The sequence below is a fragment of the Pantoea sp. BS_8 genome, from assembly GCF_041954965.1.
GTDB classification, from domain to species: domain Bacteria; phylum Pseudomonadota; class Gammaproteobacteria; order Enterobacterales; family Enterobacteriaceae; genus Pantoea; species Pantoea stewartii.
In genome coordinates, this window is record NZ_JAVAXU010000002.1 from 511,897 (window position 1) to 528,208 (window position 16,312).

16 protein-coding genes and 1 pseudogene are annotated in these 16,312 nt (G+C 43.4%); 2 read left to right on the forward strand and 15 right to left on the reverse strand.

The features are described from left to right. The first annotated feature begins 26 nt into the window (after positions 1 to 26). Complete coding sequence (locus RAC65_RS07865; protein ID WP_058701118.1) at positions 27 to 698, forward strand: class I SAM-dependent methyltransferase; 672 nt, start codon at positions 27 to 29, stop codon at positions 696 to 698. A gap of 224 nt (positions 699 to 922) precedes the next feature. On the opposite strand, the gene RAC65_RS07870 is transcribed toward RAC65_RS07865, so the two are convergent. The 15 genes and pseudogenes from RAC65_RS07870 to RAC65_RS07940 all read right to left on the reverse strand — a co-directional run bounded on the left by RAC65_RS07870 (position 923) and on the right by RAC65_RS07940 (position 15,887). Beyond that, positions 923 to 1,255, reverse strand: coding sequence for a DUF6694 family lipoprotein (locus RAC65_RS07870; protein WP_033737428.1), 333 nt, complete (start codon positions 1,253 to 1,255; stop codon positions 923 to 925). A gap of 345 nt (positions 1,256 to 1,600) precedes the next feature. Then, positions 1,601 to 2,257 (reverse strand): EAL domain-containing protein, encoded by a 657-nt coding sequence (locus tag RAC65_RS07875; RefSeq protein WP_033737426.1) that lies wholly within the window; start codon positions 2,255 to 2,257, stop codon positions 1,601 to 1,603. A gap of 46 nt (positions 2,258 to 2,303) precedes the next feature. Next, positions 2,304 to 4,016, reverse strand: coding sequence for a Wzy polymerase domain-containing protein (locus RAC65_RS07880; protein WP_375096553.1), 1,713 nt, complete (start codon positions 4,014 to 4,016; stop codon positions 2,304 to 2,306). Positions 4,017 to 4,064: 48 nt separating this feature from the next. Then, on the reverse strand, positions 4,065 to 5,048 hold the full coding sequence (locus tag RAC65_RS07885; RefSeq protein ID WP_058701120.1) for a hypothetical protein: 984 nt from the start codon (positions 5,046 to 5,048) through the stop codon (positions 4,065 to 4,067). Further along, complete coding sequence (locus tag RAC65_RS07890; RefSeq protein ID WP_375096554.1) at positions 5,041 to 5,610, reverse strand: hypothetical protein; 570 nt, start codon at positions 5,608 to 5,610, stop codon at positions 5,041 to 5,043. The genes RAC65_RS07885 and RAC65_RS07890 overlap by 8 nt, the downstream gene beginning before the upstream one ends. Positions 5,611 to 5,623: 13 nt before the next feature. Then, positions 5,624 to 6,253: a hypothetical protein gene (locus tag RAC65_RS07895; protein WP_241492886.1), complete on the reverse strand. Its 630-nt coding sequence runs from the start codon at positions 6,251 to 6,253 to the stop codon at positions 5,624 to 5,626. Beyond that, a complete protein-coding gene (locus RAC65_RS07900) occupies positions 6,250 to 6,819 on the reverse strand; it encodes a fimbrial protein (protein ID WP_058701121.1) in 570 nt (189 codons plus the stop codon). Before RAC65_RS07900 ends, RAC65_RS07895 begins: the two co-directional genes overlap by 4 nt. After that, the gene (locus RAC65_RS07905; protein ID WP_233255753.1) at positions 6,812 to 7,432 is read right to left on the reverse strand and encodes a fimbrial protein; all 621 of its coding nucleotides are present in this window, start codon (positions 7,430 to 7,432) and stop codon (positions 6,812 to 6,814) included. Before RAC65_RS07905 ends, RAC65_RS07900 begins: the two co-directional genes overlap by 8 nt. A 5-nt stretch (positions 7,433 to 7,437) precedes the next feature. Further along, positions 7,438 to 8,177, reverse strand: a pseudogene (locus RAC65_RS07910) (fimbria/pilus periplasmic chaperone). 90 nt (positions 8,178 to 8,267) lie between these two features. Continuing rightward, complete coding sequence (locus tag RAC65_RS07915) at positions 8,268 to 10,781, reverse strand: outer membrane usher protein (protein ID WP_110267791.1); 2,514 nt, start codon at positions 10,779 to 10,781, stop codon at positions 8,268 to 8,270. Between the two features lie 23 nt (positions 10,782 to 10,804). Next, positions 10,805 to 11,350: a fimbrial protein gene (locus tag RAC65_RS07920; protein WP_158281340.1), complete on the reverse strand. Its 546-nt coding sequence runs from the start codon at positions 11,348 to 11,350 to the stop codon at positions 10,805 to 10,807. 89 nt (positions 11,351 to 11,439) lie between these two features. After that, complete coding sequence (locus RAC65_RS07925; protein WP_033738765.1) at positions 11,440 to 11,967, reverse strand: fimbrial protein; 528 nt, start codon at positions 11,965 to 11,967, stop codon at positions 11,440 to 11,442. Between the two features lie 688 nt (positions 11,968 to 12,655). Then, positions 12,656 to 14,074 carry a sugar porter family MFS transporter gene (locus tag RAC65_RS07930; protein WP_072209526.1) on the reverse strand — a complete coding sequence of 473 codons (1,419 nt, stop codon included), beginning with the start codon at positions 14,072 to 14,074 and terminating at the stop codon, positions 12,656 to 12,658. Positions 14,075 to 14,941: 867 nt separating this feature from the next. Next, a complete protein-coding gene (locus RAC65_RS07935) occupies positions 14,942 to 15,634 on the reverse strand; it encodes a hypothetical protein (protein ID WP_241492887.1) in 693 nt (230 codons plus the stop codon). Positions 15,635 to 15,752: 118 nt separating this feature from the next. Continuing rightward, positions 15,753 to 15,887: a hypothetical protein gene (locus RAC65_RS07940; RefSeq protein WP_255421286.1), complete on the reverse strand. Its 135-nt coding sequence runs from the start codon at positions 15,885 to 15,887 to the stop codon at positions 15,753 to 15,755. A gap of 216 nt (positions 15,888 to 16,103) precedes the next feature. On the opposite strand from RAC65_RS07940, the gene RAC65_RS07945 reads away from it, so the two are divergent. Next, entirely contained in the window at positions 16,104 to 16,274 is a 171-nt protein-coding gene (locus tag RAC65_RS07945) for a hypothetical protein (RefSeq protein ID WP_033738761.1), read from the forward strand. Positions 16,275 to 16,312 lie beyond the last annotated feature (38 nt).

The window sequence follows — 16,312 nt, forward strand, 5'->3', positions numbered from 1 at the left end:
GTGACGGCAGGAGGAGATGGGCGGTCGTGGAAAGCTATGACGATATCTATCGGCGCCTCAAAAATGAGGGCTATGAATCCTGGACAGGAAGCGGCTTTTCGCGAGCCCGTCAGCGGCTCAGCGAGGTGCTTTATGAGCTTGAAGAAGCAGCATGGCTTCCTGACAAAGGGACTGTTCTTGAGCTCGGATGTGGCAATGGTGCCATGGCATCACATTATTTTGCCCGACAATCATTCGTCGTTTACGGGGTCGATATCTCAGACGTGGCGATTTGCTGGGCCCGGGAACGCTTCAGGGAAGCAGGTCTGGTCGGTCATTTTAACCAAGGCAACGTATGCGACCTTTCTCTCTATAACGATGCTCAGTTCGATGTCATCGTTGACGGCAGCTGCTTTCATTGTCTGGTGGGAACACAACGTACACATTGCCTTAAAGCCGTGCGCCGTGTACTGGCCTGTGACGGCGCGTTAATTATCAGCAGCATGTGTGGTTCGCCTAAACAAATAAGCGAATCTCTGCGTTATGACCCTGGACAGCACCTGTTACTGAAAGACGGCATTCCCTGGCGCACGCTGAAACCGCTGGACGACCTGACCGCAGAAATCACAGCAGCCGGTTTTAACATCCGTTATTTTTCAGTTAATCAGAATTCGTGGTGGGATCATGCAACGCTTGTGTGCCACAAGGCTTCCAGTTAGTGCAGCCCGTCATCTTATTGGTGCGGATTGCCCTTACCCGAATACTTACCGCTTTTTGCCCGACGCGGTTGGCAGTTCAATGCCAACAAAACGCCTGTAGACCGTCGGCATCAAGATTCCTGTAAAGATGGCGTAAAAAAGAGGCATACTAAGTATGCCTCATAGTGTAGTAACAGGTTAATCAGACCGTAAATAAGCCGGGCTAAGAAACAAACACGCTGAGATTAGTTGGCTGCGCGCTCTTTTTTAATCTTATCTGCGTACTCAATAACTTCTTCGCCGGTCTTACCGGCCAGTGCGCCTTTGATCTTTTTATCAATCAGCGCGCGTCCACCTTCATCACCGCTGCCCGCCTGCATCAGCTCTTTCATGCTGACCTGGCTGAAGGCGACAACCTGAATAGCATCGTTAAACGCGGCGCGCTTATCCTCTGCAAGTGACTCCCGAACTTTTTGAAGCGATGTCTGAAAAGCCTCTTCGGAAGAACCATCGATCTTAGGCTCTCCACATCCAGTGAGGACGAATGCTAACAAAACGACTGCGATTGCTTTTTTCATATGGGTTTTATCCTAAAAAAATTCTTATCAATCGTAAGTTTTTGTAGCAGTTTAATAAAGCTTTTTTTATTAACACTTACTGACTGATTACTACCTAAACGCCGCTACACGTCTGTTACGTTGAGTTTTCAGATAAACGACAAAAGAGGGTAACGTGTAGATTCGTCGATGGATAAAAGGGGGAGATGCCAGGTCCACCGGCTGCCAGTCAAAACTGTTCATGCAAGTTTACTGAGTATTAAACATGTCTGAAGACAGCTTAAGACCTGTCCGAAGTATGCCAGACATTGCAATACATGAATGAAAACAGTTAACGAAGTCATCGGCACATTTTCTGATTTTGAATTAATACATTTTTTTGGGCGCATTGAGTAATACCTTTCTTTCCGGCCACAGGAAACCTTGCCCGTACTGCGCATGTGTAAGCAGAATACGTTGTCTTTCTTGCTGCGTTTCAATACCTTCAACCAGAATCTGTGGGTAAATTACAGAAGCTTTTGAGATGAGGGCAACGATTCTGCCTGAATCTTTAATTTCATTTCGGTCAATTTTTATCCCATTTACTTGTAAAGGCATCCTGCTGATTAAAGGGATAAGCGTAGAAGTGACATCATCCAACCAGATACGCCATCCTGCCTGTCTGAGAACATCAACGCCTTTTTTAAAAGCGGTAAGCTCATCCCAGGAAAGGTGGGGCAGGTTTTCGGGATCCTGAACCTCCAAAATAATACGATTATCATGATTTATGTTTACAAGTTGCTTAATCTTATGGGTATTACAAAATATCTTCACGGGTAAATTAAGCCAGTACTCACCAGGAAATTTTGCTAAATATTCCATCTGCCATAGAAATAAAGAAAAAACCTTACCAGAAGACAGTTGTGAGAACCATTTTTCAGGATTACTGTTTTTGATGCTTGACAATACTTCACAAGCAATAATCTCTCCAGTTTTGAGAGCAACAAGAGGTTGGAATCTGATTCCCTCAACATCACTAAGCATTTAAGGCCCATAGTTTTTGATAAATTAATTATGAAAGAGATTTTTTTCATTTCCCACCCGAATGATCACAAATAAATCTTTTATCTTTCGGCCAGCGTCCATAAGCCTCATTACAGAGATAACGGTACTGCGAAGGCTGCTGAAGAAGCGCTATTCTAATCATGCTGTTATAAATATTTGGATCATTATGAGTTTTTAAGAAATCGTCTGCCCATTTTTGAAAAGCATACAGCAGTGTGAGATCGCGATCTTTATTAAATCTTAAAAGCAGAGCCACATGATAATCAAAATCAACGCGTGCTCGCTGGCTATAGCGATTTGGAAAGGCCGACATCGTTTTTTCGGGCTCTACCACAAATGCCTGCAGGCCATTTTTTTCAATTTGTGTCAACTTTTGCTGCGTTATCAAACCGGTGAACGAAAAATAAATCATAAAAAGGGACAATGATCCCCAAAAAATTCTTGCCCGTAAAAATCTCGGTTTTATTTGCACTCCATTCTTCATTATTTCTTCTTTAACAGGTGATGCAGCAACGCCAGCAGCGAGCAGTAATAGCACTATTACCAGAGCATAAGCTGCCGACTGATAAAGAGGATATTCCAGATTCATATGTACTGCTACAGGCAATAAAAACGCCACACCATACCACTTTAGTGCCCCTCGTTCCCATAGTTGCCTGATGACACCAGCAACGATTAGCACTCCCCCACACAGAGCGATGACTCCACCTTCTACCCAGGCAAAAAGTAATTCGTTGTGAGGATGCGTTACCGTAGCGGCTTCAAGACCGGGCCAGACAGTCGAGGCCAGTTGACCAAAAACCGCCTCAAAGCTGCCATAACCCTGCCCTGTAATAGGTGACTGCATGATTAATTCTGTTGTCAACCGCATCATATAAAAACGGGCGCTATTCGATGAGGTTTTAACGATAACGGGCAGAAGCGGGCCAGGGAAAAAAATGGGTAAAACATACAGGATGAAAAGCCCGCATCCAGTGCCTGTCAGCAACAGTATAAGAGCAGTATAAGATCTGGTACGTTTTTCTGTGAACCCCTTCCACAGAACAATACCTGCACCGCCAATGACACCAATAAAAGCGGCTCGGGATTGAAGCACGACGATTATGCCCGCCAGTAATGCGATACTAAAACCATAATAATAACGTAATATCGTTTTCTGTTCTGTTTTATTCCTGTTAAAAACGAATAACAGACATACCAGACCTGTTGCCAAAAAAGAAGAAAGCACATTAACTTGCTGAAAACTTCCGTAAGGCCTTTCACCCGGCGAAAAAATCAATTGTAGGATGACGTAACCAGCCTGGAGTAAACACGTATTCACAATGACATGCAAAAATAAGTAACGAGATTTTAATCGGTAGGATAACGTGTGGTTAAGGGTTAAATAGAGAAAAATTAATACAATCAGAGCAACAACTCGTGGCAAAGCATTTTGAAACCAATCAAGATCTCGGGTAAGAAAAAGGGGGAAACACCATAAAATCACGCCCAATAAAATCACTCTCTCTCCGCCTGAAAGCGAGGATATTTTGACCCCTTCAAATTGTTTAGAAAAAGCACAAAACAATAAAACAAGAGCGATAACAAGCCATGTCAATAAATTTTGCGGCAGTGAAAGTCCTGAACCGCCGCTATTAGGCAAAACATATAAGAATCCACCACACAACCAACACATGATAACACCTGATATATACATATGTATTTTAGGCATCATCTTTTTATTAGTTAAAACTTTCATAGTATTTATCGCAGGATGCGTTCTTATAAGAAAAATAAATTTATAAAATCAATCTTCTGACATAACAACCACAGAACTGGCACTAAAAGCACCTAATCGAATATCCTTGACCTTTACGTCTGGATTGCGGAAAAGATAAAACCTCACGGTTTTTTCATGAATACCATTTTGATAAACAGTACTTATGCTCTGTGCGTCCTCCTGCGCAAAGTGTCCATCAATATAAGGAACAATTTCGACGCCGCTGGAGGATGTATAGATAGTACGATATTTCCCTACCATTGAATTATGCAGAACCTCCATTTTTAAAGAGATACCCGCGTCACGCGTACAGGTAACAGGGATATTAATCTCTTTATAAATTGCGGCAGGATCTTCTGGGCTGGTAGTTAGATCTGTTCTTGTAACATTCCCGAAACGAACATGAATATCTCTGCCCCGGTTAATGTAACAGGTCGCTGCTTCGACCGGTAGTGGTACACCGTCACTGCATGAATAAGATTCATTGGGATCGACATAATAAGCATTATCCGTGCCATCCATATTTTGCAACGCAACACAAAATGATGCTGATGGCTGATTTTGTAATGCACTGGCAGCCCCACCAAAGTTAGGCTTCGATTTGGATATCGTTTTAGTTGTATTGAGAGTGTTAGTTGTCCGTGTATGCAATTGAAAATTAGCTGTTGAAATTGTACATTTTACTGACTTTTTGCTCTGACAAAAAAACAACACTGCATTATAGTTTCCACTATACTGTGGATAAACTTTGTAGCCGTCTAATTCAGTGACGTGGTTAGTCCCTGTGGGCATAGACCATCCTTCACCTATCAAAAATCCGGATTCAAGCCCTTCCTGAGTTGGATGGCAGTCGCCAAAACCCAGCAAACCATCCGTCATATGTTTTGATCCCTTAGGACAACTTTTGGGTAAAGGAATGCCTTTAACATTCGCCAGGGAAGTAACAGGAAGCCCAATGAGTAAAAGAAAAATTATTCCTGAAAGGTATTTTAAATAGTAATGCTTAATCATATACCACCGTCATGCTGGCAGAACCGGAAAAGTCATCGCCTTCCAGTGTTTTGGTTAACTGTTTAACTAATATTACTTCGAGTTGAGGCGGTGAAGCCAAATTAGCCCTTTTTTTCTCATGAATCGTCATTGGTGCACCGTCCATCAGAATTTGCATTCCTAAGCCATTAATGCTGGTTTCAATCGTTTTTTCATCATCGAATCCGGCAGCTTTATTACCTTCTAATTTAAAAAAAACGTTATAGCCCGGCGTAGCATCCGAGCAAATAAATTCATTCTGCAACGATTTTTTATATTTCCCGGATGAGATTTTATTGGGATCTACCGCATCAAATACAACATCCATAGATTCGTTGTTATTAATGATGCACCAGGGAGAAGTATCGAGTCTGGTCTGCATTAATACAAATGTGGAAAAACCACAAGATCCCGTTACTTCACCATTATCAGCTACCTCGCTCTGACAACCATCATTACTACCGTCGTAAAAGGCTAACGCAAAATGAGAGGATATGCATACTATGAATATGGCAATTGAAAAGAATATCCTGTTTTTTTTCATATTATTGAACACATTAATTAGGTTGGACAATCACATTGACGACGGCAAATAATGACATATTATCCTCTAAGTCAGCACCATACGGATCCAACTGAATTAACTGAAACGCCATACCTGTATTTTTTCCTACACGCATCCAATGAGGCCGCTGAGTGGTCACAGGATTTCCATTAAACAAAAGTTGTAAACCTAAAGATTTTACATACTTGAATAGAGGGAGAGACAGTAGACTCATTACACTGTTTTTTTGTCCCTTGACGGTACCGTAGACAGGATACACCTGAACCAGCATGTAACTTTCCAGTGCCAGTTCGCCAGTGCAGGTAAATTCGACGTTGAAATTTTTACGATATTTTCTGTCTAATATATAGCGGCCATTGTATGATCTAAATACCACTTCACCAAAATTATAATTATAGACGTTATCATTTTCGACAAGACCGCTTAGTGCATCACCAGGTCCGGGATTAAGTCCTTCAACGTTAAAATAGCACATGCCGGGATCGGTAACGATATTGCCATCAAAATAAATATTAGTTTTAAACGTTTCACTAGCAATAGCATCAAAAGCATAAAAAAAGACACATAACGCAGCCATCATCAAAGTCGAATTCATTTTCTTTAGAGAGGTGTTTAACATCATTCATACCTCAAAGTGAAGTTTGCTGTTGCTGTGAAATCACCAAGCATTACAGTTTTATTTTTTACCGCCTGAGGTTCACCTTGTATATAAGCACCCAATACGAAAAAAACATCATCATTATTGACAGAGCCCCGAACAGGCGAATGACTGTTAATTAAAACGGGGGAACCATTAACACCTCCGGACTTTAAACCTATTGCAATGCCTTCGGCCTGCCCGGATATATGAAGAAAACCAGGAAGTGTTTCACTTTCTACTCCAATGAAATCTATGGTCAATTCATTCCCCGGCTGGCAATTTTTCGCAGTGATAGTAAATTCCTTCGCTAAATCAGGCGAGTATGAATAAATGTCTTTTACGTTCACCTCTGAAAAATCAACCAGATGATCTTCACTAGCATCAATAACTTCACAGGTCGATATAACAAGTTTTCCGGAAACATTGATATTATCAATGTCAACAAATTCATCACTTGCAGAAGTCTTTACAGATAATAAAAAACCCGCAGTAAAAAGAATGATAATTGCAATAATTTTTAAGTGACGATAAATAAACATGTTATTCATAATCGACCTTGAAATTGGCTACCGCCCAAAAATCACCAAATAAAACTTGTGATTTCGTTTTAACGACCGATACAAAAAAAACAAACCGCTCTGTTTTATGAGAGATAAAGTACTTACCGCCCCGCTGATTTAATGAGACCATATTCATATCTTTGTCGCTTATTTTTAACGCAATCCCTTTGGCCCCCTGTACTTTCAGCAACGAAGTGAAGTCGTCATCAGCTAATCCTGAAAATGTAATCGTGGCTAATGGTTCTATATATGAAAACAGATTTTTTTTCCCAGGCATCTCTGATTGATCTTTAAATGAACGATAACAATCAGTCAGCCGGATACTAAACCTTACTGGTGTCGTCTCACTTCCTGGCTTTTCAAGCTCAGCCACATTTAATACACCTAAATCAATTTGTTGTAAAACCGAATTAAGATCCAGACGGCACGCGCCTTCGCTTAGTAAACCGTTCACAACAATTTGGCCATGCTCTCCCTCCACCTGCCAGGTATCATCTACTTTCGATGTGGCACTTACAAAAAATGAAGAAAGAATAAGACAACCAGCATAACACCCGGGTACTAGTCTACTTTTTAGATGTCTCAGGAGAACGTTGAACAAAATATTTAACCTGCTTTCTGCTCGGTGACCTTACAAGCATTACCTGAGCAACTAAAAATTAATTTTGGTCTTCCCCCCAGTCGTTTATGTAAGTCAATACGGGTTGGGCTCCTAATTTTGCCGCACTCATTTCAACTATTTCGCTACTTTTCGGTGCAATCATTACCGATTTAAAATCATTGTTACTGGCAGCGTTATTAGCACTCATGTTGACTATCGTAATATAGTATCCCGTTGGATTGATAATACGGTAACGGTCGCCTTCACGACGCAATGTTAATGCTGTCTGAGGTACATCTCCACTTGCTAACTTAAGTGCCTCTGGTCGGTAAAACATTTTTATACGTGTTTGCAATGCAATCTGCAGCGTATTCGGTTTTTTGCTTTTAGGAGGGATTTCCCGGACATTAAAATAGTAAAGTGACTCTCTGTCTTGAGGATGTGAACTTCCCGCCATGGTCTGTACTTTGATTTGACCTTTTGAATTGGGTTCAATACGTTGCAAAGGGGGGAGCGCAATAAACTCGTTTTCAAGTTTTTTGCCCGAATCATCTTCAACCCATGACTGTGCCAGATAAGGGGCTTCTTTATTGTGATTAGTAATCGTTAATGTCTCAGATTTTTTATCGCCGTTAATAATCAGACGCGTGCGATCGAGTCCTACAGCAGCATTTGCTGCAGGAATAGTCATCACCATGATTGACGTTATAAAACGCAATAGAAACTTTCTGTTGTTCGTAAGCATATAAACCTCTAATTTAGCAATTCACAGGAAGTAATGTTTAAAGGCGTTTAAAAATAGTGGTTTTGCGTTAACGCAAGCCAATAATAAACATTACTCATTAATACAAGGCAGTAATAAGCTAGCAGTCTTTTCGTCTAGTTTTTCAGGAAGAATAAAGATACATCGTTCTTTGCCGTTCCAGCTTACATCCATTTTTCCACCCGGTTTCATACCAGATAGCCAGACTCTTCCGTTTTCAGCAATGATACCCGTCTGGATTTTATCTTCATTTTTTACCATCGCACCAAAAGGCGGAACAGAACCATCTTCGAGTTTGACGATAGCCATTCCTTTTTGTCCGGCTAAAATACCAAATTTGCGATAGCCGATAGCGCCCTTAGTCAGGGTATCTTCAACAACAGAACGCGTCGCTTCAACATCATCTGGTAATTCATCCAGATCGATATTAACGTTGCTGCGATAGTAACTATTTATGTCTGTTACCACGGCCTTACCAAAGTAATTGGTTTTGACATCGTTTCCGCCCCCGGAGACAGCAACATCACTGATCCCTGCCGTATCTACCATCAGTCGGGTGCCATCAACACCGGATGAGCGGTGGAGTGCTGCGCCTTGTGCTGTTGCTGTCATTCCCCCTTCTACAGACAGACCCAGTGTACGATATCCATTATTTTCAAATCCGGCGGAGGCAGTCATTTCAGCTATACTGCCCGTGTAGTCGAGATAGCCATTAATCGAATGTTCACCATCCGAAGACGTGCCAATATCGACGTTGTAATCACTGTTATCGCCAAGGTTGTCACGCCAACCCACGTTTTGGCTTTGCGTCCCGCCTGAAGTTTGACCACTGTAGGACAAGGTACCTTCGCCAAAAGGCAGAGACAGACTTAAATAAACACCATCGTCATTAGTGTGATCATATTGTGTTCGATAGCCGGTGAGACTCAGACTGGCATTTTTGAAGCGACCCATATCAAAATTGCTGGAAAGTGAAAGATTCCATGTATCACTCGCAGCACGCTCCCAATAAGTTTGGTGGTTATAACTCAGGTATATTCCTGCATTAAGCTTTCTGAGTTGTTTTGCAATGGTAATGGTATATAACTCTTTACCCTTTCCCGGATTACTGTAAGCCGACGTTCTTGAGCTTAAAAACTGTGACATCGTCATATAGTTGCGGTCAGAAAACCGATAGCCTGCAAAGGTAATTTGACTATCATAATCATCAAACCGTTTGGAATAACTTAAACGGTAAGAGTTTCCTTTTCGGGTAACATGCTCATTTAATTTAGCCCGCGCTGAGGTGACATCCAGAGAAAGGGCGCCTAATGCTAATAAGTCTCGTCCCATACCTGCCGCAACGGTCAGGTAATCATTGGCAAAAAGCCCACCACCATAGACTGACCAGCCATTTGAGATCCCCCACGACAGTTCACCTGTAGCAAAATGAATATTTTGTGTGTGGTGTTCGTAATCCGATGGCTTACCTATTGCCAGTTTATAACGCACACTCCCTGGCCTGGTCAGGTAGGGAATCGTCGCAGTATCGACCTGAAATGTACGTCTGGTGCCATCCTGTTCCTGAATAGTGACATCCAGTTTGCCCATTACCGCATTATTGAGATCCTGAATGCGGAATGGCCCGGATGCTACTGTCGTTTCATAAATAACGCTGCCCTGCTGACTTACTGTTACTTTAGCGTTGCTTTTGGCCACGCCCACAACTTCTGGCGCATAGCCCCGTAAGTTTGGAGCAAGTTGCGCATCATCCGACGTTAAACTGGCACCTGTAAAACGAAATGAGTCAAATATCGTTGAGGGTAAATAAGATTCCCCTACTGTCAGTTCAGACTTGAGCGATTTGATGGCGCGAAAAATATAAAACCGGTCCCATTTGAAATTTTTCCTTAAAGTACCATCTTTACCAGATTCACGTTCATAATCACCCTGCCAGTTTGCGCGTAAGCGCCAGGGGCCTATGTTAAATCCTGCCACCCCATTACCGCTTAATGACTGTGCATCCGAACTAGATTTCGACTGAGTGTGTCTCGCATTCAAGTAGTAATCCAGAATAAATCCCGGTATGCCGTCATCCCAGCGAGAAGGTGGCTCCCAGTTTTCAGAGGTATATTCCAGCAAAGACTGCGGTATATTAATTTTTAATATACCCGATCCCAAATCAGGCGTGACTGTCATGCCCGGCAATGAATTTACATCCAGACACTGGCCATCCTGCCACCAGCCTGCTTTTCTTATTTCATTTTCTTTAAAACCAAAGCGGCTGACTAAATCAGGAGAAAGGCACGCTAAAGAATCATCAGGTTTATCTTGAGGGGATAAGTAGCTAACTTTTTCCTCTGGAAATTCAGATTTATTAACAACAACATTGAATAGATATTCACCCGGCATCAAATAACCCGCGCGTGAGAATCGATTAATATCGACTTCATTACGTTCTTTAACGTCGAGCACGTCAATATTAAATTCCACCTCATCGCTGGCCGCGATAACACTTTCAGACATAAAACATGCGATGAATACGGCAAAGGCGACAGGACAAATGGATAACGTGAGATTGCGATTTTTATAATTCTGATTTCTCATAATATTTTATGTCAGGGAAAAAATTAGTAATAATCAACTTTGAAACGCACAACAGCACGGAATTTCCCCGAATGCATATGGTGCGCATCTCCAACAATCCTCATTTGATAATCGAGTGTTTGTCTGCCTTGCGTGAGCTGACCAAATGGCATCGGTTTACCTGGAAAAGCATAATTACCAGCCATGTCTTTAATTTCGATGCCTATACCGCTGGCACCACTGACACCAAATAATTTTCCATCGGGGATTCCATCAAAAGTCACCTGGAAGTGGGTTTTATCTCCGCCAGTGGTATTGGAATCAAAAAGCGAGCAATGAATAAGATGAATAGAAAAATTTCTGGTGAAGCCTGCGCCATCATGAATGAGTTCACCTGTCGTTAACGCTGGTATGTCAATAAGCTGCTCTCTGTCATTGACTTCTATGGCACAGGGAGCATCAAGAATGCTGCCTTGCATACCGACAACACCCTGTCCATGTTCCTGCGAGTGGCAAATTCCAGATTCAGGCACGCATAATGTCAGTATGAAAGGCAGCATCCATAAAAATTTTTTCAATATTATTTCCATAAAAGATGCCTTTCCTGAAAAGGCATGAGCAGATCACGCTGCTCATGCAATCGAAGGCTAATGTATAATATTAACGTTCGCTTTCTGTCTTATTTATAAGCCAGAGTAAAGTTTGCTACAGAGGTGAAATCACCTGGGACAATAGTTGCGGAAGCACCGTCGCCCTGCAGGTATGCAGAAAATGCCAGGGTGTTAGTCCCATCCTGAATATCATGTGCAGGTGAAGCCTCACCCAGTTTGATGATCTGACCGGCACCATTGGTGATAGCAATTGATGCACCACTTGCCGTACCTGTAATACCTAACAGATCTTTATTACCTGCAGAAGCTGCACCGGTAAATGTTGCCGTTACGCTGTTAGAGGTTGCTGTATCGCACTGTTCAAGCTTGATGCTAAATGCTTTAGGTGCTGATTTTCCGCCATTTTTCAGCGCAGCATTGGTCACTTCACCTAAATCCACAGTCTGATTTGCAGACTCTGCAGTGATCGAACAAGGTGCATCAACAATTGAACCTTTGAAGTTGATTTCGCCATGACCCTGGTCAGCTGCAGTAGCGCCAAATGCAACCATCATTGCACACAGTCCGATTGATTTAACCGCTTTATTCAATTTCATTACAACAATCCCTTAAACTTAGATTTTTTATAATGCGAAATACGCATTCATCGCTCATACGCTTAATGAAAAGCATGGTTGCAGAAGAGAACCTATGTGCTTCTGAACGGAACAAATAATAATACCGACCTGAATTAATCAGCCAGAAAAAATCATGCAAACTATAACAACGAGATATTTACTCATCTTGCTCCACGCCCAAATAAAAAATAAAGATAATAAAACCAAACAAAAGCATATAATAAGCACAAAATATCGCAAATGGTTACATTAATAGAGTTTTATTAAGTTAAAAACCTTTTAAAATAGCTCAAAAAACCAATCAAAAGACAATCGCGGCATAGTTATCGACTTATTTATTAGTGAAAAAAATACAAAAGAGACGGAACCCACTTTTTCTTTAAAACTTACACAAACTCCCGGCAAAGGGTAATTTCATGCACCCATTAATTTATTATTAAAATAATGCCTTATGCAACTGCATCTCAACGCTTAAGCACGCTATAAAAACTTTAATGTTATTGCGAGAGGTAATATCAATGGCATTGATGAGATAAATAATAGTTATTAATAACAGTAATAAAACACAGGATTGTTAATTACGGTAAAATACAGGAAAAAAAAGCCAGCGTTAGCCTGTAACGCTGGCTTTTTTGATGCTGAGGATAAATCGTCAATTACACAAGTGCTAGCGCCCCAAATCCCGCAACTTCTCACCCGCCATCAAATTCTTCTCAATCCGCTCCAGCGTGACATTCTTGGTTTCCGGCACCAGATAAACCGTTATTACGATAAACACCAGATTAAAGCCGGTATAAAGCCAGAACGTGCCCGCCGCGCCAATGCTGCCCAGCAGGGACAGGAAGGTGGCACCGATAATCATGTTTGCCACCCAGTTAGTGGTCGTCGAACAGGTGATACCAAAGTCGCGGCATTTAAGCGGCTGAATCTCAGAGCACAGGATCCAGACGACAGGCGCTGCGCTCATCGCATATCCACCGATACACAACATGGTCATGCCCACAGAAACCCAGGATAACCCATGGCTGATCTCTCCCTGTCCCGCTTTCATCAGGCAATAGCCCAGCACCAGCGTAGCAAACGCCATGACTGAGAAACCAATTTTCAGAATCGGTTTTCTGCCCGCTTTATCTACGGTAAAAACAGCAATAAAAGTGGCAAACATAAAGGTCAGGCCAACAATGACCGTGGCGATCATCTGCTCCTGTGTGCTTTTAAAACCCGCCATTTTAAAAATCTGCGGCGCGTAATACATAATGATGTTCATCCCGGTAAACTGCTGCATGCCCTGTAATAACATGCCCAGAAAGACCGCACGCCTGACGTTCCTGTTACTTTTAAACAGTGAAAAACCCCCCTGCTTCATGCGCAGACTTTCCCGAATCTCGTTCAGTTCCTGACGGGCTTTTTCAGACGTATCGCGCAGCATCCGCAAGACATCTTCTGCTTCAACATGCATGCCTTTTGCAGCCAGCCAGCGCGGGCTGTTCGGCAAGAAAATAACCATGACAAACAGTACGACGGCGGGGATAGCCAGGACGCCCAGCATGGCTCGCCAGTTACCGCTGTAGCTAAAAGCCGTATCCGATACAAAGGCCAGTACAATGCCCAATGTAATCATCAGTTGATACAGACTGATCATTTTGCCACGGACGTTTTCGGTTGCCATTTCAGACAGATAAAGCGGTGCGGTATAGGAGGCTACGCCCACAGCCAGGCCCAGCAGGAGGCGAAAGATCAAGAGCATTTCAACGCTGGTTGCACCGGCTGAACCCAGCGATCCAATAGCAAACAGCACTGCGCCCGCCATCAGACTGTATTTGCGGCCAAGACGATGTGATACCCAGCCATTACATACTGCCCCTATTGCGGCACCCAGCATCATGATGCTCACCACCCATTCCTGCTCATGGCTGCTCAGATTAAAGTGATGGGTGAGAAACGGCAGTGCCCCTGAAATCACGCCAATATCCAGTCCAAACAGCAGTCCTGCTAACGCAGCGGAAACAGAGATAAACAGGTTCATACGGCGAACTTTTTGCTTATGTTCGCTTTGAAGATTGAAAGTATTTACATGAGACATCATTAAGCTCCGCTCACACAACATGTAGTGTCCATGCAGCATATAAAGCAGAGACAGCGGGCGATGAGGGCAAATAAGGTCTGGATATGGACGATTTTACTGATCTCACTCTAAGTGTGATGGAGATCTCATCGACAGAGTGAGCGTCTGTTTTTCGTTTTATGACGTAATATTGCTACACGTCTTTTCTGGCGATAATGTGTAAAACAATCCATTGATGGGCCGCTTAATGCGGCGGACTGTTCAGGTCCGGCAGACACTCTGCAATACTTCACCACTGACGCAGTATATGAATTAAAGCGCTGTCAACATCGCTAAAAATCTGCCCTGGCCGCAACCGGTCTGACGATATGATGTATCGCCCAGACACCCTTCATAACAGAATCCCCCTTTATAATGAAAGCCAGCCACGACTCGCCCGCTTGAATCTCGTTCCAGGCTTATTTCGTTGTCGAGGGTTTATTCGCCGCACTACGGAAATACAATACTGCTCAGCAAAATGCATAACGTTTATCAGGATATGACAGGACGAAGGAAATGGTGTGCGCCGTTTTGGTTCAACCTGTTTTAATGACTGTCCTGTTTGAGCTCTGAGCATAACCTGATCTACTGAATGATCGTTTAAACCGTTGCCAGAACGGGCTGCCGTGAATACGTGCTTCAGTTGCGGAGAAAAGTGAACACAGGGAATTAATCATGACCGGCATCATTTTATTATTACTGCTCATTCTCATCTTGCTTCTGATTCAGGAAGTGCTTGATGAGCGTTATTCACCTCATTATGAAAGTGAGGATTACGATTAAATTTTCGTATTTCTGTCATGGCTTTCAACCTGAACGCTTATAATCGTTCATGACCACCCGACCTGTTTACACCGTTATCGTTTCTGGATCAGCCCAGTTATAAACCGCAAAGACCAGCCGGATATCGCCAGCTACGCTCCCATACCTACGGTGCATATTGTCAATAAAATACGATTTAAGCGAGTCGGGCAAGCTGGCAGCGCGATAGCGAAGCAACGTCGTATGCCAGAATTCAGGCGGGGTCGTTTTTCCACCGTGCCTTTCGAGCAGTAAATCCCGCCACGTCGCTGATGACATCAACGCATTCCAGAACGCAGCTCTTTGCGCGACTGCGCTGCCGTCAGGAAAACCTGCCAGCAACAGCTGATCGGGAAGCGCGAGCAAACGCAATCCCTCCACCCTGAGTGATGAATCCGTTACGCACTGGCGGAAGGTGCCAGTCACTTCGCTTATCATCGGGATTTGCTGGCGCTCGTGATAACGGGCAGGTGTAAGCGGCAGGAAGGTGACATGAAAGTTTTTTGCCTGCATAACATCTGCAAGTGGGTCATCGCGGGTTAAACGGCGGATGTCGTCAAGAAGAGCAAGGATGTCGGGATTCAGATCAGGCAAAATGCCACAGCTCAGCGCTTTAAGCCCGTCTGGGTAAAAGAATTTTTCAGGATGGTGATGCGCTTGCCTGTTTTCCTGTTGCCACAGCCGCAGGGTTTCACTGTTTCGGTCTGCATAGAGAGCGTCAAAATAAGCCGCCTTTTTCACCTTCTCTCCTGAATGTCCCTGAACGAGGTGTCCACAGCATAGCCAGACGAGCGGGGAAATACAGCACTTTCTACAGCGGATATATTCCGGCCCACTTCACGCAGGTGGGCCGGCAGACTTAATCTGGCTGTTTATCGCCGGATTCAGGCGCGTGGGTTACATCATCTTCCGCGCCGTCGGTGCCGCCTTGTGACGGGCTTTTTTTCCCCGGTTGATAATCCGGATGATCACCCTCTACTGGTCTTTCTGTCATACAGGCCTCTCTGGTTAGCAAACCGAACACTAAGTCTGGTTCACAAAAAGCGGGTAAGCACAGCGGCTTCCCCTCGTGGGATGGCGCTGCACGTATCCGCTTTCACAAAAGCATTGATATCACGCACTTTTTTTTCGCTACATTGACTTAGCGAAAATACCGACCAGACTTATCAGGCGAGCTGTTTTTTAAGTGTGTTAATCACGAGGGAAAGAGATGAAAAGCATTTTGAGCGGTTTGTTAATTGTTTCCAGTCTTTTAATGATGTCGGGTTGTCAGCAGGACAGCAGCGCCGTCGGCAACGATGGTCGCCCGCATGCGCCAAGCGGCCAGTCAGTGCCTGGCGGTCCACTGGGCAAAGGGCCGGTTGGTCAGCCGCAGGCATAAAAAATCCGGCCATGTGCCGGTTTTTTTTATGTCTGCGC